This window comes from Streptomyces sp. NBC_01481 (genome assembly GCF_026339995.1).
Classification (GTDB): domain Bacteria; phylum Actinomycetota; class Actinomycetes; order Streptomycetales; family Streptomycetaceae; genus Streptomyces.
On sequence record NZ_JAPEPT010000002.1, the window covers coordinates 577753 to 596705 of the forward strand.

General features: G+C 71.8%; 17 protein-coding genes. 11 read left to right on the plus strand and 6 right to left on the minus strand.

What is annotated here, in order from left to right; all coding sequences use genetic code 11:
* Position 1 precedes the first annotated feature (1 nt).
* Together OOK40_RS13185 and OOK40_RS13190 are read left to right on the plus strand one after the other, a co-directional pair.
* Complete coding sequence (locus tag OOK40_RS13185) at positions 2–430, plus strand: hypothetical protein (RefSeq protein ID WP_266480230.1); 429 nt, start codon at positions 2–4, stop codon at positions 428–430.
* Between the two features lie 22 nt (positions 431–452).
* Complete coding sequence (locus OOK40_RS13190) at positions 453–914, plus strand: hypothetical protein (protein ID WP_266480232.1); 462 nt, start codon at positions 453–455, stop codon at positions 912–914.
* A gap of 41 nt (positions 915–955) precedes the next feature.
* Here the strand turns inward: OOK40_RS13190 and OOK40_RS13195 are convergent, their stop codons facing one another.
* On the minus strand, positions 956–1765 hold the full coding sequence (locus OOK40_RS13195) for an MBL fold metallo-hydrolase (protein WP_266480235.1): 810 nt from the start codon (positions 1763–1765) through the stop codon (positions 956–958).
* Between the two features lie 17 nt (positions 1766–1782).
* Positions 1783–2064, minus strand: a complete 282-nt coding sequence (locus OOK40_RS13200) for a hypothetical protein (protein WP_266480237.1) — start codon at positions 2062–2064, stop codon at positions 1783–1785.
* A 127-nt stretch (positions 2065–2191) separates the two neighbouring features.
* Here OOK40_RS13200 and OOK40_RS13205 point away from each other — a divergent pair, with 127 nt between their 5' ends.
* The 5 genes from OOK40_RS13205 (at position 2192) to OOK40_RS13225 (ending at position 7303) form a co-directional block, all read left to right on the plus strand.
* Complete coding sequence (locus tag OOK40_RS13205) at positions 2192–2899, plus strand: TetR/AcrR family transcriptional regulator C-terminal domain-containing protein (protein WP_266480240.1); 708 nt, start codon at positions 2192–2194, stop codon at positions 2897–2899.
* 25 nt (positions 2900–2924) lie between these two features.
* On the plus strand, positions 2925–3944 hold the full coding sequence (locus OOK40_RS13210) for an endonuclease/exonuclease/phosphatase family protein (RefSeq protein WP_266480242.1): 1020 nt from the start codon (positions 2925–2927) through the stop codon (positions 3942–3944).
* 75 nt (positions 3945–4019) lie between these two features.
* Entirely contained in the window at positions 4020–4964 is a 945-nt protein-coding gene (locus OOK40_RS13215; RefSeq protein ID WP_266480244.1) for an NADP-dependent oxidoreductase, read from the plus strand.
* Positions 4965–4975: 11 nt separating this feature from the next.
* On the plus strand, positions 4976–5221 hold the full coding sequence (locus OOK40_RS13220) for a DUF2630 family protein (RefSeq protein ID WP_266480246.1): 246 nt from the start codon (positions 4976–4978) through the stop codon (positions 5219–5221).
* 90 nt (positions 5222–5311) lie between these two features.
* Positions 5312–7303, plus strand: a complete 1992-nt coding sequence (locus OOK40_RS13225; protein WP_266481636.1) for an FUSC family protein — start codon at positions 5312–5314, stop codon at positions 7301–7303.
* Positions 7304–7799: 496 nt separating this feature from the next.
* Here the strand turns inward: OOK40_RS13225 and OOK40_RS13230 are convergent, their stop codons facing one another.
* Entirely contained in the window at positions 7800–8198 is a 399-nt protein-coding gene (locus OOK40_RS13230; protein WP_266480248.1) for an RNA-binding S4 domain-containing protein, read from the minus strand.
* Between the two features lie 313 nt (positions 8199–8511).
* Between OOK40_RS13230 and OOK40_RS13235 the strand changes: the two genes are divergently transcribed.
* Both OOK40_RS13235 and OOK40_RS13240 read left to right on the plus strand, forming a co-directional pair.
* Complete coding sequence (locus OOK40_RS13235) at positions 8512–9987, plus strand: APC family permease (protein ID WP_266480251.1); 1476 nt, start codon at positions 8512–8514, stop codon at positions 9985–9987.
* Positions 9988–10001: 14 nt separating this feature from the next.
* On the plus strand, positions 10002–10973 hold the full coding sequence (locus OOK40_RS13240) for a hypothetical protein (RefSeq protein ID WP_266481639.1): 972 nt from the start codon (positions 10002–10004) through the stop codon (positions 10971–10973).
* Positions 10974–10979: 6 nt separating this feature from the next.
* On the opposite strand, the gene OOK40_RS13245 is transcribed toward OOK40_RS13240, so the two are convergent.
* Positions 10980–13049, minus strand: coding sequence for a PhoX family phosphatase (locus OOK40_RS13245; protein ID WP_266480253.1), 2070 nt, complete (start codon positions 13047–13049; stop codon positions 10980–10982).
* 279 nt (positions 13050–13328) lie between these two features.
* Between OOK40_RS13245 and OOK40_RS13250 the strand changes: the two genes are divergently transcribed.
* On the plus strand, positions 13329–15161 hold the full coding sequence (locus tag OOK40_RS13250; protein ID WP_266480255.1) for a VWA domain-containing protein: 1833 nt from the start codon (positions 13329–13331) through the stop codon (positions 15159–15161).
* Between the two features lie 113 nt (positions 15162–15274).
* On the opposite strand, the gene OOK40_RS13255 is transcribed toward OOK40_RS13250, so the two are convergent.
* Both OOK40_RS13255 and OOK40_RS13260 read right to left on the minus strand, forming a co-directional pair.
* Entirely contained in the window at positions 15275–16369 is a 1095-nt protein-coding gene (locus tag OOK40_RS13255) for a cell wall metabolism sensor histidine kinase WalK (protein ID WP_266481642.1), read from the minus strand.
* A gap of 11 nt (positions 16370–16380) precedes the next feature.
* The gene (locus OOK40_RS13260; RefSeq protein WP_266480258.1) at positions 16381–17034 is read right to left on the minus strand and encodes a response regulator transcription factor; all 654 of its coding nucleotides are present in this window, start codon (positions 17032–17034) and stop codon (positions 16381–16383) included.
* A gap of 156 nt (positions 17035–17190) precedes the next feature.
* Here OOK40_RS13260 and metG point away from each other — a divergent pair, with 156 nt between their 5' ends.
* A complete protein-coding gene (gene metG, locus OOK40_RS13265) occupies positions 17191–18807 on the plus strand; it encodes a methionine--tRNA ligase (protein WP_266480259.1) in 1617 nt (538 codons plus the stop codon).
* Positions 18808–18953: the final 146 nt, after the last annotated feature.

Here is an 18953-nt window from a genome sequence, read left to right on the forward strand (position 1 = left end):
CATGCCGTCTTCCCTGCGTACGGCGCCCGTGCTGGCCGCCCTGCTCCTCGTCCTCACCGGCTGCGGCGACTCCGAGTACGAGACCGACGAGCGGACTGTCTCGGTCGACCACGGCGAGAAGTTCACGCTGAAGGTCCCGGCCAGCCCAGAGCTCGGCCAGAACTGGTACCTGGCGGACCCGCGCCCGGACCCGGAAGTCCTGGAGTACCGGGGCTTCCGCGAGGACGACAGTGTCAGTGACGGAGCTCAGTTCTTCGACTTCACCGCACTCTCGCCCGGGAAGGCGACGGTGAAGCTGCTGTTCTGCCCCTACGCCCGGTGCAGCAGCGCCAACGAGGTCGCAGCGTCGCCGGTCCCGACGGCCACGAGCACCCCGAGGAACGCCGACCAGGAACCCGCCTACTACCTCTATACGATCACCGTCCGCTGAGCCGGACCGGAACGGAACGACGATGGTCCACGACCGCTCCCCACGCACCGACGACGAGGTGCTCGCCACCACCGACATCGAGGCGCTGCTGCGCCACGGCCTCAGCCGCGCCACGTTCCGCACCGCGCTCTTCGGCGATGGTGCGATCGCCGCCGCCGTCACCCTCGACCGGCTCGGAGTGCTGCCGCGCTCGGTGGCGTACGTCGCGAAGATCGTCAGGGCCGGCGGCCTCTCGTACGCGGCCGGACTGCCCGAGCCCCTGCCGTCCACTGCCGCGTCCGCCCACCTGCGGGACTGGCTGGAGACCGCCGCGCAGGCCGCGGGCACACCAGACGACGAGGCGCGCGCCGCACGCTGGCTGGACACGGTCGCCAAGCTCATCGGCCTGCGCCGCGGCAGCCGGGCCGCGGGCGTCCCTCAGGCGCCCGTCCCGGCCTCCCCCGACCACGGGACGGCACCCCAACTGCGAGCGCTACGGCCATAGTTGGGGGCGCATGTCACACCGCGTCCCGGACCCCCGACCCGTCACCTCACGTGGCCGAAACTCTCCGTGCTCAGCGTCGCGAACTCCTGCGCGTCGTGCGAGGAGAAGATCCGGATCAGCCTCGGGTCCGCCCTGCGCAGCTCCCTCAGGCGTTCCAGCTGCGTGAGGCGCTGGCCGTGGTTCTCCGCCACCAGCCGCTGGTGCAGCGCCAGCGGGCGGGGGCAGCGCGGCCTGCGCAGGTCCATCTCGCCGTGGAAGAAGTACGCGTCGCCCGCGTGCAGCAGCCAGCGGTCCGGCTGCTGGACCGCCACCGCGCAGTGGCCCCGCGTGTGCCCCGGCAGCGGGACCATCAGGACGTCCGGGAAGCGCAGGACACGGGACGCCGCGAAGCCGTGCCAGTTGGAGTCCGCCGTGTCGTGGACGGTCCAGCGCGGGCCGTGGATCCACTGCGCGGTGACGTAGCGGCCGGCGTCGAGGCGCGTGTCGCGGCGCATCGCCGCGCGGTACTCGTCGGCCATCACATGCACCCGCGCGTCGGGGAAGTCCGCGAGACCGCCCGCGTGGTCGAGGTCGAGATGCGTGAGCACGATGTCCTGCACGTCGCGCGGGTCGTATCCGAGCGCCCGTATCTGGTGGTACGCCGTGTGCGCCATGGCCAGTTGGGGCCGCATGGTCCGCCGGAAGAACGTGCCGAGCCGCCGCGGGTCGGCCACATCCGCGGAGCCGAGGCCCGTGTCGATGAGGACGAGGCTGCTGCCGGTCTCCACCAGCAGGCAGTGGGCGACCAGCGGGGCGCCGCCGACCGGATGCATCGGGGCGCAGTCGAGATGATGGACGGTGGGCACAGACATGCGTGCGCGCCTCCGGCTTACGCGGGGAGAAGGAGCGACGGCGCGAAGCCGAGCCGGGCGGGCACGGTCGCGGGGGCGAAGTGGACGCGCTCGCAGACCAGTTCATCACGCCGGACGGGCCATGCCCTGCGGGTCGCCTCGTAGTAACCGGCGGCCTCCGCGGGCCCGTCGAAGAGCTGACCCGTCGCGACGATCTCGTACCGGGGGTGACCGAAGGTCTTCCGGGTGTCGTCGTACGCGTGCCGGTTCTCGCTCGCCATGTGCGCAAGGACGAGTGCCTCGCGCGCTTCCTTGCTCATCTTCCGGGCCCTCCAGGCCAGTCCATTCCGTACTTACGCCGTAAGTACGGAACCGAGAGAAGCACTTACGCTGTAAGTCGTCAAGGAGTAGGGCACGAGTCCGCGAAACCCACCCAGGAGCCCCTCGATGTCTGACGGAAGATCCCGTCAACACCCCACGGAGCGCAACACATCCGCCCCTGGCGAGGAGCGGGAACCCCGCGAGCCGCTGTCCCGGGAGCGGATCGTCGAGGCCGCGCTGACGATCATCGACAACGAGGGCGTGGACGCGCTCTCCATGCGCCGGATCGCCACCACCCTCGGCGTCCAGGCGATGTCGCTCTACAACCATGTCGACAGCAAGGCGGACGTCCTCGACGGAGTCACCGAGTTCATCACCCATGACATGCAGCTCTCCCGCCGCTCCGGCGGCGGCTGGGAGGACGGCATCCGTTCGGTCGCGCACGCCTTCCGGCGGGCGTCCCTGCGCCACCCGCGCGCCTGCGAGCTCGTCCTCACCCGCCAGCTGTCCTCGCCCGGCGCGCTCCCCACCATCAACTGCTCCCTCGCCGTCCTGCTCGACCACGGCTTCGACGAGGCCGCCGCCGTGCACGCCCTGCGGCTGCTCATCGCCTTCCAGGTCGGCTCCCTGCTCCGGGAGTTCCATTCGCCGTCGGTCAAGGGTGAGGACGAGTCGGTGGTACGGGAGCGCACGGAGCAGCTCGCGAACTCGGGCTTCCCGGCGGTGGCAAAACTCGCGCCGAAGCTCGCGGTGATCGATCACGATGCGGAGTTCACCTTCGGGGTGGAGCTGCTGATCGACGCCCTCCGCCCGTATGCTCCGAAGGAGGACTGACCATCCCGCGGCTCGGAGGCCGGTTGTGAACAGCGCCATATCGGCGGCGGCCCCGGACACGCCGGCGGACACATCCTTCCGCTCCTCGGACGGACGGCGCGCCGCTGCCTGGCTCGCGGGCCTGCTGCTCCTCGCTCCCAGCGTGGTCGTGGGCTGCCGTGTCGCGGACACCGACGGGATCACGCCCGTCCCCCAGCTGCTCGCCTTCCTGCCCTGGCTACTGCTGCCCGCGGGAGCCGGGCTGCTGCTCGCCCTGCTCGCGCGCTGGCGCACCGGCATGATCTGGGCCGCTGCCGTACTCGCCGTCACGGGGTGGTTCGTCAGGCCGTACGACACCGGGCTGACCGACGATCCGCCGGGGCGGGTCGTCGCCCGCGTCACGGTGCTCGCATCGAACATCGAGTTCGGGAACGCCACCGAGGGGCTTCTGGCCACCATCCGCCGGGAAAAGCCCGACCTGGTGTTCGTCGAGGAATGCGACAGCACCTGCTCGGACGCGCTCGCGGCCAGGGTCTCCCGCACCGACTACCCGTACCGCAATGTCGTCGAGGGCTACTCGGCCGCCGGATCGGCGATCCTCAGCAAGTATCCGCTGCGCGCGGCGCCGGGGATCGACAGTGAGCTCGCGATGCCCGGCTCGGTCGCCGTCGTCGCCGGGCACCCGGTGAATGTGCAGCTGGCGCACCCCCTGCCGCCCATGCCCGGGGTCATCGGCGACTGGCGCCGCGATCTCGGCCGGCTGCGTTCGTACGCGAGCGGGGTGAAGGGCGAGCCGACCCTGGTGGCGGGCGACTTCAACGCCACCCAGGACCACGCCGCCTTCCGCCGCATCCTCGACGCCGGTCAGCTGCGCGACAGCGCCACCCTCGTGGGCGCGGACCGCACCCCGTCCTGGCCGGCCGCGGTCCGCCGCCCGCTGGGCGCGCAGATCGACCATGTGCTGGTCAGCGAGGACTTCTCGGTCCGCTCGGCACGCTTCCTGGACCTGGCGGACACCGATCACCGCGCGCTGCTCGTCGGGCTCGAACTGCACGACGTGCGCTGAGTGCGCGCCCGCGTAAGAGTGGGGTCGTGGGAGTGTCGGTGAGTCGCGGGGGCCGTTCGTCAGGAGGCGTTCCGGATGCGCGCTGTCGCGGTCAGGGCCTTCAAGGCCGAGGCCGAGCTGATCCAGGTACCCAAGCCGGAGCCCGGCGAGGGCGAGGTGCTGGTGAAGATCGCGTACGCGGCCCTCAACCCCTTCGACTGGAAAGCCGCCGACGGAGCGCTCGCCGGCCGGGTCCCGCATGTCTTCCCGCTGGTCATCGGCTCGGACTTCGCGGGCAGGGTGGATGTGGTCGGCCCCGGTGACAGCCGCTTCCGGGTGGGTGACGCGGTCTTCGGCCAGGCGACCAGGCCACCGGTCGGCACCGGTACGTACGCCGAGTACGTGGTCATGCCGCAGGACGCGGCCATCGCCTTCGTCCCCGACGGCCTCCCGCTGAGAACGGCGGCCATGCTGCCCTCGGCCGGGATGACCGCCGCGCAGCTGCTGGACGCGGCGAATGTGGGCGCCGGGCAGTCCCTGCTGCTCATCGGCGCCGCGGGCGGCGTCGGCACCTTCCTGACCCAACTCGCCGCGGCCCGTGGCGTCCAGGTCCTGGCGGCCGTACGCGGCGACGAGCACGGCCGGATGTCCGCGCTCGGCGCGGCAGCGACCATCGACACCACTTCCCACGATCTTCCGTCTGCCGTACGGGACGCCTGCCCGGACGGCGTCGACGTGCTGGTCGACCTGGTGTCGGCCGAGGCGTCCTCCTTCGCGGCGAACGCCGCCCTCGTGCACGCCGGCGGCCGCGCGCTGACCACGCGCGGCGTGGCGGGCGAGGCCCGGCTCCCGGCCGGCGTCGAGGGCATCGACTTCCGGCAGCACCCCTCCGCCGCCCTGCTGGACACCCTGGCCGCGGCCGCCGCCGACGGCTCCCTGCGGGCGCCCGTGGACGCCGAACTCCCCTTGGAGAACGCGCCGGACGCGCTCGCGCGGTCCCGCGCGGGCGGGGCACGCGGCAAGACGGTCTTCGTACTCTGAGAGCAGGAGCCATGGACAACGACCAGATACTCGGCAGCATCAGCGAACTCGTCGCCGAGGAACGCGCGCTGCGGGCGCGCACGTCCGAGGAGCACGGCCTCGACTCCGGCCAGCAGGCGCGGCTGCGCGACCTCGAGATCCAGCTCGACCAGTGCTGGGACCTGCTGCGCCGGCGCCGCGCCAAGGCGGAGTTCGGGGAGGACCCGGACACGGCGAGGGTGCAGCCCGCCGACGAGGTGGAGGGCTACCTGGGCTGACCGCCCGCCCGCCTTCCCTCAGGGGATTAGCGAAGGGGAGGTACGCGGGGGAGTTGCGCAGGCCGCCCACTTCGAGGTCTTTTGATGACCATGCGTGAAGACAAGGGCGGGACTTCCACGGGATCCTCCGGATCAGCGGCGCCGACGGGGCGCCTGTCCCCACCCGAGTGGCTGCTCAACAGCCTGCGGCCGCAGTCCGCGCCCGTGCCCTGGGCCGCCGTCGCCCGTGCCTCCGTCGCGCTCGCCGCGCCGCTCGCCGTCGGGCTCGCGATCGGGCAGCCCATGTACGGCGCGCTGGTGTCGATGGGCGCGCTGTCGGGCGTCATCGGCGACACCGCCGACGCGTACCGGATGCGGATCTTCAATATCGCCGTCCCGCAGCTCTTCGGCGCCATCGGCGTCACGCTCGGCACGCTCGTCTACGGAGAGGGCTGGCTCGCGGTCGCCGCGCTGACCTTCGTCGCGCTGGTCTCCGGAATGATCTCGTCGATCGGCGCGGTGGCCTCCGTGTCCGGGCTGCTGCTCCTGCTCAACGCGGTGGTGGGCGCGGGGCTGCCGATGCCGGGGCCCTGGTGGAAGGCCCCGATGCTGCTCACGCTCGGCGGTCTGTTCGTCCTCGTACTGTCGCTGCTGGCCTGGCCGTTGCGCGGACGCATGCCGGAGCGAGCGGCGGTCGCCGCCACGTACCGCTCGGTCGCCGATCTCCTCGATGCGGCGGGCACGACGGAGTACGACGAGAAACGCCAGGCCGTCACCCAGTCCCTCAACACCTCCTACGACCTGATCCTCGCCCGGCGGGCCCGCGACCACGGGCGGAGCAGCCCGCTCGTACGGCTGCTCGCGCAGCTCAACGTACTGATCCCGCTCGTCGAGGCGGCGGCAGCGGCGCACCTGTACGGGCGGGCCTCGCGGCAGCCCGAAATCGCCGGGGCCGTACGGGACTTGGCGGACGCGGTCGACCAGGGCCGGGGCGAGGCGCCCCGGCTGGAGCTGCCCGAGCCGGAAGGCCCCGCCGACCGCGCAGTCGAAGCCGCGCTGCGGCACGCCGCGGTCGTCGTCCACGAGGCGGACCCCGACCCCTACAACGTCGACGACCGGCTCGGCAGGCCCGCGGCCCTGCGCATCCGCGCCCGCCGCACGGCCCGCGACCTCCTGCTCTCCGAACCGTCCTGGCGCTACGGCCTGCGGCTCGCCCTGTGCATCGGCCTCGCCCAGGCCCTGGTCTCGCTGGTGCCCGTGCCGCGCTCGTACTGGGTCGCCCTCACCGTCACCTTCGTACTCAAACCGGACTTCGGCTCGGTCTTCTCCCGCGCGGTCCTGCGCGCGCTCGGTACGGCGGGCGGTCTGGTCGTCGCGGCGGCCGTGCTCTCCCAGGTGCCGCGCGGCTGGTGGGACGTGCCGGTCATGATGGTCCTCGCGGCACTCGTCCCGGCCTTCTCCGCGAAGGGCTACGCCTTCCAGACGGCGGCCATCACCCCCGTCATCCTGCTGCTCTCCGATTTCCTCAACCACCAGGGCTTCGACCTGGTCCTCCCCCGCCTGGTCGACAGCCTCATAGGCTGCGCGATCGCGCTCGTGGCGGGCTATCTGCTCTGGCCCGAAAGCTGGCACACCCGCATCGGCGACCGGCTCGCGGCGGCGGTGGAGGACACGGCGGGGTACGTGGCGTACGCGTTCGGGTCCGAGTCGGCGGCGGACCAGGCGGAACGGGTGCGACGCCGACGGCGGATCTACCGCGACCTGTCCTCCGTCCGCACGGAATTCCAGCGCGCCCTGACGGAACCACCGCCGACGGGGGCGCGGGCGGCGGCCTGGTGGCCGCTGGTAGTCGCCGTCGAACGCATCGTGGACGCGACGACGGCGGCGCGGGTACGGGTCAACCACGGGGCGGAGCCGCCGACGCGGGCGGAGGTGGCGGAGATCGAGCAGCAGCTGCGGGAGCTGGCGGAGGGCGTGAGGGCGAGTGAGGTGCTGGTGGAGGTCAAGGCGGAGCTGGAGGGGGGCGAGGAGGGGGTGCTGGGGGCGCTGCGGCAGGAGGTGAGAGCGGCGAGGGCGATCGCGTCGCCGGGCGGTTCGGGGTGAGGGGGCCTTGGGGTCCCCTGCGCGGGCCCGCCGCATGGCGCGGGTTCCGGTACGCCCGGGCCTGGCGGTCCGGGGAGCCCGGCACCGTTGGGCACGGGTTCCGGGTCCCCTCCGGGCTCGACTCCTCGGCGTCGGCGGCGATGAGGGGTTCGTAACGCTCACCCGGTGTTGGCCGCCAATCGCCTGCGGGGACGACCCTGCACGGCCCCTCCCCACCGGAACGGTGTAGGCCCGAGCCCGCCGGGCGGCGCGAAGCTGCCGCAAGGGGGTGTGGGGGCGTTAGCCCCCACCAACCCTCTGGGGTCCGGGGCGGAGCCCCGGTTGAGGGATGGGGGTACCTCCCACGGCCGCCAGGCCGTAGGGGGAGGGCGGGGGTGGGGAAAAGGCCCCGCGCAGCGGCCCACCCGCACCACACAGCATCGGGCACCCCGGACCGCCCAAGACCCGCGCCCCGCGCCGGCTCGCACCCCGGACCCCCAGACCCGCGTCCCCGGCCTCAGCGGACCGGGCCGCCGCCCCCCTGCAAGCGTTCCATCTCTCGCCGGTCCCTCTTCGTCGGGCGCCCCGCGCCCCGGTCCCGGATCGCCACCGGGGCCACGAATTCCCTCGGCGGGGGCGGCGGGCTGTTGTCCACGTAGCACTGGACCGCCACCGGTGGGCCCACCCTCTTGCGGACGGTCTTCGAGACGACCACCACCCGCTCCCGCCCGGCGTGGAAGACCCGCACCTCGTCCCCCGAGCGCACCGCATGCGCGGGCTTGACCCGGTCGCCGTTCACCCGGACATGTCCGGCCCGGCAGGCCGAGGCGGCCTGCGAGCGGGTCTTTGTGAGGCGGACCGACCAGATCCAGGTGTCGACCCGTACCGTTCCCTCGTCCGAAACGTCTGCAGTCATATACCGACTCTACGAGTCCGCCCGCGCCGCCCGCACCGGCAATAACCTTCGGCGCCCGCCGCGCCGATCACCGCGACGCGGACGCACAAGAGAGCGGGGACCCCGGCCCACCGCGTCACCCAGCCTCCGGGAGCAGCCCCACCCCCTCACCCCAGCGCACGCATCCGACTACGATGCGCACGTTCTCCCTTCACGGAGGCCTTCTCGCGGGGCCTTCACTCTGCAGCGGGCATTCGTTTCTGACGTGCCGACACATGTCGTGTGACACAAGCACATCCGGCACCAGGCACCACCAGGGCATTCGGAGAGTCCCATGCGCACCAACTCCGGCAGAGGGCTTCAGCCCAATGTCCTCGGCACCTTCGACACGATCGTGATGGCCGTCGCGGGCAGTGCCCCCGCCTATTCGATCGCGGCCACCACCGCCGTACTCGTCGCCTCCGTCGGTCTCGCGGGACCCGCCGCGCTGCTCTACTGCGCGATCCCCATGCTCGGCATCGTCCTGGCCTTCGGCCGACTCGGCAGGATCGACGTCAACGCGGGCGCCAGCTATTCCTGGGTGGGCCGGACCGTCCACCCCTTTCTCGGCTTTCTGTCCGGCTGGGCCCTCGTCGTCTCCGCGACGATCTTCATGGTCGCCGGTTCGCTGCCCGCCGGTGCCATGACCCTCGCGCTCTTCGACCCGGACCTCGCCGGGAACACAGCACTCGCGACGGCCACCGGCGCCGCCTGGTTCCTGGTGATGCTGCTCGTCGTCGCCGGCGGGGCGCGGCTGACCGTGCGCGCGCAGCTTCTGATGTCCGGCGTGGAGCTGGCGATTCTGCTGTTCTTCGTCGTGGCCGCGCTGCTGCACACCGGCTACGCCGCCGCCTTCGACTGGTCCTGGCTGGGCTTCTCGCACTTCGACGGACCGGCGGGCTTCGCCTCCGGCGCGCTCGTCGCCGCCTTCTACTACTGGGGCTGGGACGTCACCAGCAATCTCAGCGAGGAGACCCGCGACAGCCGCCGCACGGCCGGACTCGCCTCGCTCGTCGGTCTCGGCGTCGTCTTCCTCCTCTTCGAAGCCTTCACCATCGCCGTGAACATGATCCTGACCAGCGAGGACATCCGGGCGGGCGGCGCCAATGTGCTGGGCGCGCTCGGGGACGCGATCTGGCCGGGCGTCGGCGGGAAACTGCTGGTCGTGGCGGTGCTGCTGTCCACTGTCGCCACCCTGGAGACCACCCTGATCCAGGTGACGCGCTCACTGTTCGCGATGGGCCGCGACCGTACGATGCCCGCCGCGCTCGGCACCGTGCACCGCCGCTGGAACACCCCCGGGGTCGCGGTCGCCGTCGTCGGGGCGGTGGCGCTCGCGATGTTCGTCGCCTCCACCGCGCTGGGCTCGGTCGGCGACGTGCTCTCCGCCGCGGTCTCCGCGATCGGCCTGCAGATCGCGTTCTACTACGGCCTCGCGGGCATCGCCGCCGTCGTCGCGTACCGCAAGACCCTGCTCACGTCCGTACGGGACTTCGTCCTCGGCGGAGCGTGGCCGCTGCTCGGGGCGCTGTTCATGCTCTGGATTCTTGTCGAGGCACTGAGCAGGCTGAGCGCGGCATCGATCGCGATCGGTATCGGCGGTCTCGCCGCCGGTCTCGTGCCGCTGATCCACTACTGGCGGCAGGGGAGTTCGTACTACCGACCCGCCAGACTGGACGCGACGCGGGCCATCGCCGCCGAGGAGCGGTACGCCAACTCCGCCTCGCAGCACACCGACTACGCCGACCAGGCGCTGGCGACAGACTTCTGAGGGACGTGCCGAAGATGGCCGCGCGCCGCCGACGTGATGGTTTCGTACCGGACTTCGATCCCGCGTTCGGCGATCGGCCGCTCGCCGACGCCGTGCACGACATCGTGATCGGCCGCTGGCAGGGCGTACGGGATCTGCTGCGCGCCACCGGCGCCGACTGGCCGCTGCGGACCCACCGGCTGCGGCTGCTCGCGCACGCGGCCGCCGGCTCGTCGGCGGTGGAGGCCTGGCGGGCGGCGGAGCCCGGAAGCCCGGACGCGGAGGTGCTGCGGGCGGCGACCGAGGTCGTACGCGTCTTCCACCAGGCGATCGAGTCCGGCCGCAGGGCCGCGCTCGACCAGGAACGGCTCGATGCGACGGTGCTGGCCTGCCTGCGCGCGGCCGACGCCGAGCCGGACGACCCGATGCCGTGGGTGTCGCTGCTGACGGTGGCCCGGCTGTACGAGACGGGGGTGTCGCGGCGCGAACTGCGCGGCTGGTGGGACGAGTTGCGGCGGCGCGACCCGCACAACATCGAGGGCCATGTGCAGCTGCTGCGCTACCACTCGGCGCGCTGGCACGGCACACACGGCCGGATGTACGACTTCGCCCGCGACGCGGCGGGCGCGGCGCCGCCCGGGTCGCCGCTGCCGGTACTGGTGCAGATCGCCCGGGTGGAGGAGTACCGCCATGTCACCGAGGGCGCGACGGGTCCAGCGCCGGTACGGGACTTCGGCAGGCACTGGCACCACGAGCTGGCGGTGACCGAGGTACGACGCACCTGGGACCGCTGGATCGGCGGCCGCGGGCGGGGCCCGGCGGCCCCGGAGGAGATGGGCGAGCTCAACTATCTGACGCACGCGGCCTGTTACGCGGGCCTGGCCGACGAGGCCCGGCAGCTGTTCGGGCTGCTCGGGCGGCAAGCGGCGCGGGTCCCGTGGTCGTACACGGGACCCGCGCCGGACGAATTCATGAGGTGGCGCGCACAGGTGCGCGCCACCTCATGACAGGCGTCAGACGCCGATGTCGCAGCCGTCCTTGCGCCAGACGGCGACGACCGCCGGGCGGACGATCTTGCCCGGTCCGTCCGGCCAGACACTCGCGGGCTTCTCGACGGACGCGCCGTCGAGCTCGCCCGGGTGCTGGACGGCGACGAGCACCCGGCGGTCCTGGATGATCGGGCCGCAGGTCTCGGCACCGGCCGGGACGGTCAGGAACTGCTTGAGCTCACCGCGCCGCTCCCCCTTGGTCGCCACGCCGAACAGACCGTCGTGCGAGCCGAGCTGGGCGCCGTCCGTCGAGATCCACAGGTTGCCGTGCGGGTCGAAGGCGACGTTGTCCGGGCAGGAGATCGGGCTGACCTTGTCCTTCGGGTAGCCCGCGAAGTACGTGGCCGGGTCGTTCGGGTCTCCCGCGACCAGGAAGAGCCGCCAGGCGAAGCCGTCGGACGTCGGGTCGTCCCAGTGCTCGGCGAGCTCCAGGATGTGGCCGTGCTTGTTGGCGTTGCGCGGGTTGGCCTCGTCGGCAGCGGCCTTGCCCGCCGCGCCGCGGTCCTTGTTGTTGGTCAGCGCGACGTACACGCGGCCGGTGCGCGGGGACGGCTCGACGTCCTCGGGGCGGTCCATCTTGGTGGCCCCCACCTTGTCGCCGGCGAGGCGGGTGAAGACGTACACCTCCTCGGCGGTCATGCCGGGGACGTGCGAGGTGTTGCCGGTGGCGAGCGGGATCCAGACGCCGCTGCCGTCGAACTCACCGTCGTTGGGGAGCTTGCCCGTGCCGTCGATCTCCGCCGCCGGGGAGTCGCCGGTCAGCTTGGCGACGTACAGCGTGCCCTCGTCGAGGAGCGTGCGGTTGTGCTCGCGCGCGGCGCGGCTCGAACCCTTCTTCATGCTCTTGCTCGACACGAACTTGTAGAAGTAGTCGAAGCGCTCGTCGTCGCCCATGTAGACGACCGGGCGGCCGTCGTCGGTCAGGCGGGGCTGCGCGGCCTCGTGCTTGAAGCGGCCGAGCGCGGTGCGCTTGCGCGGGGTGAACTCGGGGTCGTACGGGTCGAGCTCGACGACCCAGCCGAAGCGGTGCGACTCGTTGGGCTCCTGCGCGATGTCGAAGCGCTTGTCGAAACGCTCCCACTTGCGCTCGGAGGCGCCGGCCGCGAGGCCGTACCGCTTGTCGGTGGCGCTGACCCCGCCGTTCGCGAAGTACTGGTTGAAGTTCTCCTCGCCGTGGAGGGTGGTGCCCCACGGGGTGGTGCCACCGGCGCAGTTGTTGAGCGTGCCGAGCACCTTGGTGCCGGTCGGGTCGACGCTCGTACGCAGCAGGGCGCTGCCCGCGGCCGGGCCGGTGACCTTGAACTCGCTGGTCGCGGTGAGGCGGCGGTTCAGCGGGTGGCGGGTGACCGGAGTGAGCTTGCCGCTGCGGCTCTCCTCCTGGACCACGACGACGGACAGGCCGTGCGCCGCCCAGGCGATCTCGACCTGCTCGCGGGTCGGGTTCGCGGCGTCGTAGCCGCGGAACATCAGGACCTCGTCGGTGTACTCGTGGTTGGCGACGAGTACCTGACGGCCGTACTCGCCGCGCAGCGGGAGCAGGGAGAGGAAGTCGTTGTTGTAACCGAACTGGCCGGCCTGCGCCGCGGCGGTCTGCTTGTCGGCGTCGAAGGCGGGGGCGCCACGGAGGATCGGCTCGCCCCAGCGGATGACGACGTTCTGCGAGTACCCGGCGGGGACGGTGACCTTGTCGTCCTTGTTCGGCGCGACGGCGGCGAAGCGGAGACCGCGGGCGCCGTCCGTCCTGCCACCGCTCCCGAGGCTGTCGGCGGCACCGACGGGCGCGGCGGAGGCCTGCTCGCCACCGGCGCCGATGACGGTCGCGGTACCGGCGGCAGTGGCGACGGTCACCACGGCGGCGGCGCGCATCATCGAACGCCGCGACAGGGCGCTGGCTATGACATCGCCGACGTACTCGTTGTCGCTGGTGTTCGGTACCTCATGGAAACAGGCATCGCCACAGCGAAAGCGGCAGGTGAGAGCGGAACGTCCGCCCGCGTGGGCGTTCGTGTTCAACAGCGGCAGCAGCTTGCGCACTTCGTCCTCCTCCGGCGCACCCGCGCCGACATGGTGTCGGAATATGTTCCGCCGCGACGTTAGGGGTAAACGTGCTCAATGTGGCAGCCGGGAAGTGAACGGCGAATGAATGCGGCCCGGCTGAGGCCGGGTTGACATGTGCGGGCGCTTGAGGGCCGCCCCTGCCGGAGATCGCCACGGGCGGCGGCTAACCTTACGTGTCCGCCGTGGCCAGGATGCGGAGCGTTCCGGCCACATGTGGACATTCTCCGCACTCAACTCATGCGAAAGGCCTCGCCCATGGGCATTCGGAGCTTGCTGCGCAAGGTGTTCGGACGCGAGCGTTCGGAGCGAGGCGAGTCGACGGCAGCCTCCGTCCCGCCCCAGACCGAGCGTTCGGAACCGCCGACCGCGACGGTCCCGTCGCCGTCCCCGGCGGAAAGGGCGGCGGCGGACCTGGTCTCGGCGGCGTTCGACAACCCGACCCCGAAGGTCCCGGCCCAGGCGGCCGCGGAACCGTCCAAGCCGCGGCCTGCGGCGCCGGTTACGGAATCGGCGACCCCGGACGCGGAGGCGGCGCCTGCGGAGCCCGAGGCAGCCCCGGCCGCCGAGCGGGATGTCACGGTCGAGCCCGAGGCCGCGCGCCCTGCGGCGCCGGTTACGGAATCGGTAACCCCGGACGCGGAGGCGGCGCCAGCGGAGCCCGAGGCAGCCCCGGCCGCCGAGCGGGATGTCACGGTCGAGCCCGAGGCCGCGCGCCCTGCGGCGCCGGTTACGGAATCGGTAACCCCGGACGCGGAGGTGGCGCCAGCGGAGCCCGAGGCCGCTCCCGCGGAGCCGGTCACCGAGGCGGAGGCTGCTCCTGCCGAAGCTGAGCCGGTGGCCGAGCCGGTGGAGCCGGTTGCGATCACCGAGCCGGTCGCCGAGCCCGAAACGGCCACCGAGCCCGCGGCAGACGCCGAGCCCGAGCCGGTCGCCGCGTCGGCAGCGACCGAAGCCGCGGACGCTCCGGCGGAGCCGCTGGTGGAGGCCGCGTCCGTCAAGGCCGCTCCGGCGGAGCCGGTTGCGGTGGCCGAGCCGGAGGCTGACGCCGAAGACGTCACCCCGGCCCAGGACGAAGAGTCCGTCCCCGTCACCGCGGCCGAAACCGCTCCGGCGGAGCCGGAGAACGAGGCCGCCGCCGAGACCGAACCCGCCCCCGCGGCCCCGGACGCCGAAGCTGCTCCGGCGGAGCCGGTTGCGCTGACCGAGCCGCAGGCTGACGCCGAGAGCGACGAGCCCGTCGCCGTCACCGCGACCGAGGTCGCACCGGCGGAGCCGGAGACCGGGACTCCGGCCGCCGAGACCGAACCCGCCCCCGCGGCCCCGGCCGACAAGGCCGAACCCGCCGAGCCGGTTACGGAAACCGAGCCGCAGGCGGCCCCCGCCGATGAGCCGGTCGCCGCGGCCGAGCCCACCACCCCGCCGCCCGCCCAGGCCCCCGCGCACACGCTCGCCCAGGTCAAGGCCCTCGCGCCCCAGCTCGCCGACCACTACAAGGCCGCCGGTGCCGCGCTCAAGAAGCACGAGCTCACCGGGGTTCGCGCACGGGTGTATCTCGTGCTCGACCGGTCCGGGTCCATGCGGCCGTTCTACAAGGACGGTTCCGCCCAGCACCTCGGCGAGCAGGCCCTCGCCCTCGCCGCGCATGTCGACGAGAGCGCGACCGTCAACGTCGTCTTCTTCTCCACCGAGATCGACGGCACCGGTGAGCTGACCCTCGCCGAGCACCAGGGCCGCGTCGACGAGCTCCACAACTCCCTGGGCCGGATGGGCCGTACGAACTACCACCTCGCCGTCGAGGAGGTCCTCGCCCTGCACGCCAAGGCCGACTCCACCGTGCCCGCACTGGTGATCTTCCAGACCGACGGCGCGCCCGAGTCGAAGACCGCGGCCACGGCCGCGCTGTCGGAGGCGGCCGACAAGCCCGTCTTCTGGCAGTTCGTCGCGTTCGGCGAGCACGACGCGAAGGCTTTCGACTACCTCCGCAAGCTGACCGCCGGCAACGCCGGGTTCTTCCACGCCGGGCCCGCGCCCCGCGAGCTCCCGGACGCGGAGCTGTTCAGCGGCGTTCTGGAGGCCTGGCGCCCTTAGGGAGTGTCCGCAAAGTATCGCCGTCCGCCCGAAGGGCGGGGCCCGCGGCGTTCGGTGCGCAGCGAGCGTGCGTGCAGGGCGTCGCGGGCCAGGCGAGACTTTGCGGACACGACCTAAGGCACGACCGGCAGCGACACGGTGACGGCGAGCCCGCTCGCAGGGCCGGGCTCGGCCGTCACCGTGCCGCTGTGGGCCTCGGCGATCGAGCGGACGATCGACAGGCCGAGCCCCGCCCCGGGCCCCATCCGGTCCCGCCCCTCGCCCCGCCGGAAGGGCTCGAACAGCGCCGGGATGTCCGCCGCCGCCACCACCGGCCCCGTGTTCGTCACGGTCAGCAGCCCGGACTCGACTCCGACGTCGACCGTCCCGTCCGGCACGTTGTACGCGACGGCGTTGGCCACCAGGTTCCCGACCAGCTGCGCCAGCAGCAGCCGGTTCCCGCGCACCACGCCACCGGACACAGTCGCCGCCGCCTTCACCTCGTAGCGCGCCGCTTCCTGCGCCACGAGCTCTCCCAGGTCGACGTCCTCCCGCTCGGCCAGCCCCCGCTCGCTCCGGGCGAGTACGAGCAGCCCCTCGATGAGCCGTTCGCTGCGCCGGTTGTTGTCGAGCAACACCCGCTTCACAGCGGCCAGTTCGTCCGGCGAACAGTCCGCGTCCAGCCCCACCTGGATCGCCGTACGCTGTGTCGCCAGCGGCGTACGCAACTCGTGCGAGGCGTTCGCGATGAACCGCCGCTGACTGTCGAAGGCCTTCTCCAGCCGCGCCAGCAGCGCGTCCAGCGTGTCGCCGAGTTCCTTCAGCTCGTCGTCGGGACCGCTCGCCGCGATCCTCTCGTGCAGCGTCCGCTCGGACAGCCGCCGTGCCTTCGCCGTCATCGCGTGTACGGGCCGCAGCACCCGCCCCGCCGTCCACCAGCCCACCGCGACCGCGCACAGTGCCGTCCCCAGCAGGGCGAACACCGACCAGATCAGCATCTGCTGCCCCGCCGCGTCCCGGACGCCGTCGGTCAGCTGGACGACCGTGACCCCGCGCACGTCCTCCACCGGCAGCGCGGAAACGACGCGCGCCCTGATCGCGGCGACCTCGTTCTCCGTACCGGCGCGGGAGAGCAGATTGACGATGCCCAGCAGCACCGCGCCGAGCACCAGGAAGACCCCGCCGTAGACGAGCGCGATCCGGGTCCGGATCGTCGAACCCGGGCCCATGTGGGGACGGTTCACAGGACGTACCCCACACCCTGAACCGTACGGATCAGCGCCGGTTCCCCCAATTTGGCGCGCAGCTTGCTCATACAGACCCGCACCGCGCCCGTGAACGGATCCGTGTGCGCGTCCCAGGCCCGCTCCAGCAGCTCCTCCGCCGAGACCGTCGCACCGTCCGCCTCCAGCAGGATCTGCAGGACGGAGAACTCCTTCGGTGACAGATCGAGATCCCGCCCGTCCCGCTCGGCCGTCCGCCGCACCGTGTCGACCCGTACCCCGTGCCGCTCCAGCAGCGGCGGCACCGGCCTGGCGCTGCGCCGACGCAGCGCCCGTACCCGGGAGACCAGCTCGGGGAACTCGAAGGGCTTGCCCAGATAGTCGTCCGCCCCCAGGTCGAGGCCCTCGACCCGGTCCTCCAGGGACGAGGAGGCGGTCAGCATCAGGATCCGGGTGCGGGACGCGGAGGCGACCAGCTCGCGCGCCACCTCGTCGCCGTGGACGCGCGGCAGATCGCGGTCGAGGACGACGACGTCGTAGTCGTGCAGCCCGAGATACGCGAGCGCGGCGTCCCCGCTGTAGACGGTGTCGACGGCGAATCCGGCCCGTCGCAGCCCGGTGGAGACCAGCTCGGCCAGGATTTCCTCGTCCTCGGCGACCAGTACCCGCATCGTGTCCTCCCCCAGCTCCCCCCGATCCCCTGGCTCCCCTTGCACCGCCCCTCCTCCCAGGATGCCGCCCTTCTTAGGGGAGGGGATGTTTCGCAGACCTCTCCGCACCGCTTATCGAGGTGAGTGGACGTTGCGCGGGCCGTTAGGATTTCGACCATGGCGGCCACTGGATCCGAGAAGCAGGGGGCGAAGGCGTACTACGTCTCGACCCCCATTTACTACGTCAACGACGCTCCTCACCTGGGCCACGCCTACACGACCGTCGCAGGCGACGTGCTCACACGCTGGCACCGTCAGCGTGGCGAGAAGGTGTGGTACCTCACCGGCACGGACGAGCACGGTCAGAAGATCATGCGCACTGCCGAGGCGAACAACGTCACGCCCCAGGAGTGGTGCGACAAGCTCGTCGAGGAGGCATGGAAGCCCCTCTGGGAGCATCTGAACATCGCGAATGACGACTTCATCCGTACGACGGAGAAGCGGCACACGGACCGTGTGCAGGAGTTCGTGCAGGACCTGTACGACAAGGACGAGATCTACAAGGGCGGGTACGAAGGCCCGTACTGCGTGGGCTGCGAGGAGTACAAACTCCCCGGTGACCTGCTGGACGGCGAGGGCGAGTTCGCCGGGCAGAAGCTCTGCCCGATCCACAAGAAGCCGGTGGAGATCCTCAAGGAGGAGAACTACTTCTTCAAGCTCAGCGAGTACGGATCGAAGCTGCTGGAGTTCTACGAGGCCAACCCCGGCTTCATCCAGCCCGAGTCCGCCCGCAACGAGGTCGTGAACTTCGTCAAGCAGGGCCTGCAGGACCTGTCCATCTCGCGCTCGACCTTCGACTGGGGCATCCCGGTGCCGTGGGACGAGAAGCACGTGATCTACGTGTGGATCGACGCGCTGCTCAACTACGCGACGGCCGTCGGCTACAACGAGAACCCGGCGAAGTTCGAGGAGACCTTCCCGGCGAACGTGCACCTGATCGGCAAGGACATCCTGCGCTTCCACGCGATCATCTGGCCCGCGATGCTGATGGCGCAGGGTCTGCCGGTGCCCGGCAAGGTCGCGTGCAACGGCTGGCTGATGGTCGGCGGCGAGAAGATGTCGAAGTCGAACCTGACCGGCATCAAGCCGCAGGACCTGACCTCGCACTTCGGGGTGGACGCGTACCGCTGGTACTTCCTGCGCGCGATCTCGTTCGGCCAGGACGGCTCGTTCTCCTGGGAGGACTTCACCGCCCGGTACACCAGCGAGCTCGCCAACGACTACGGCAACCTCGCGTCCCGTGTCGCGGCGATGGTCGGCAAGTACTTCGGCGGCGCGCTGCCGGAGGCGACGGCGTCCGGCGAGGCGGAGAAGGCGGTCCAGGAGGGCCTTGCCAAGGCGGTCGCCGAGGCCGACCGGAAGATCGGCGAAGAGCTGGACTTCCAGGGCGGCATCCTGGCGGTCTTCGACTTCGTGAAGCAGGTCAACGGGTACATCACGGAGCAGGAACCGTGGAAGGTCGCCAAGGACGAGTCGCCCCAGGGCCAGGCCCGTCTCGCGACGATCCTGTACACGGCGGCCGAGTCCCTGCGCGCCGTCGCGGTGCTGCTCAACCCGGTCATGCCCGAGACCTCGCAGGCCCTGTGGGACTCGCTCGGTGCCGAGGCCCCGCTGGGTGCCCTCGCGGACCAGCGGATCCAGCACGCGGGCGAGTGGGGCAGGCTCCCGGCGAGTGCCACGGTGACGAAGGGCGCGGTGCTGTTCCCGCGCCTGGAGGACCCGAAGAAGGGCTAGGGGGTGTCCGGTGGATCAGGCTGGATCAGGGAGCGGCGTCATGCGGCTTCGGATCCAAGGCGGAGGAGGGAGGCATGGCGGAGCCATGCCGACCGACGACAACGCAGGAGACGGAGTCGCAGGGCGTCGCGAGCCCAGCATGATCC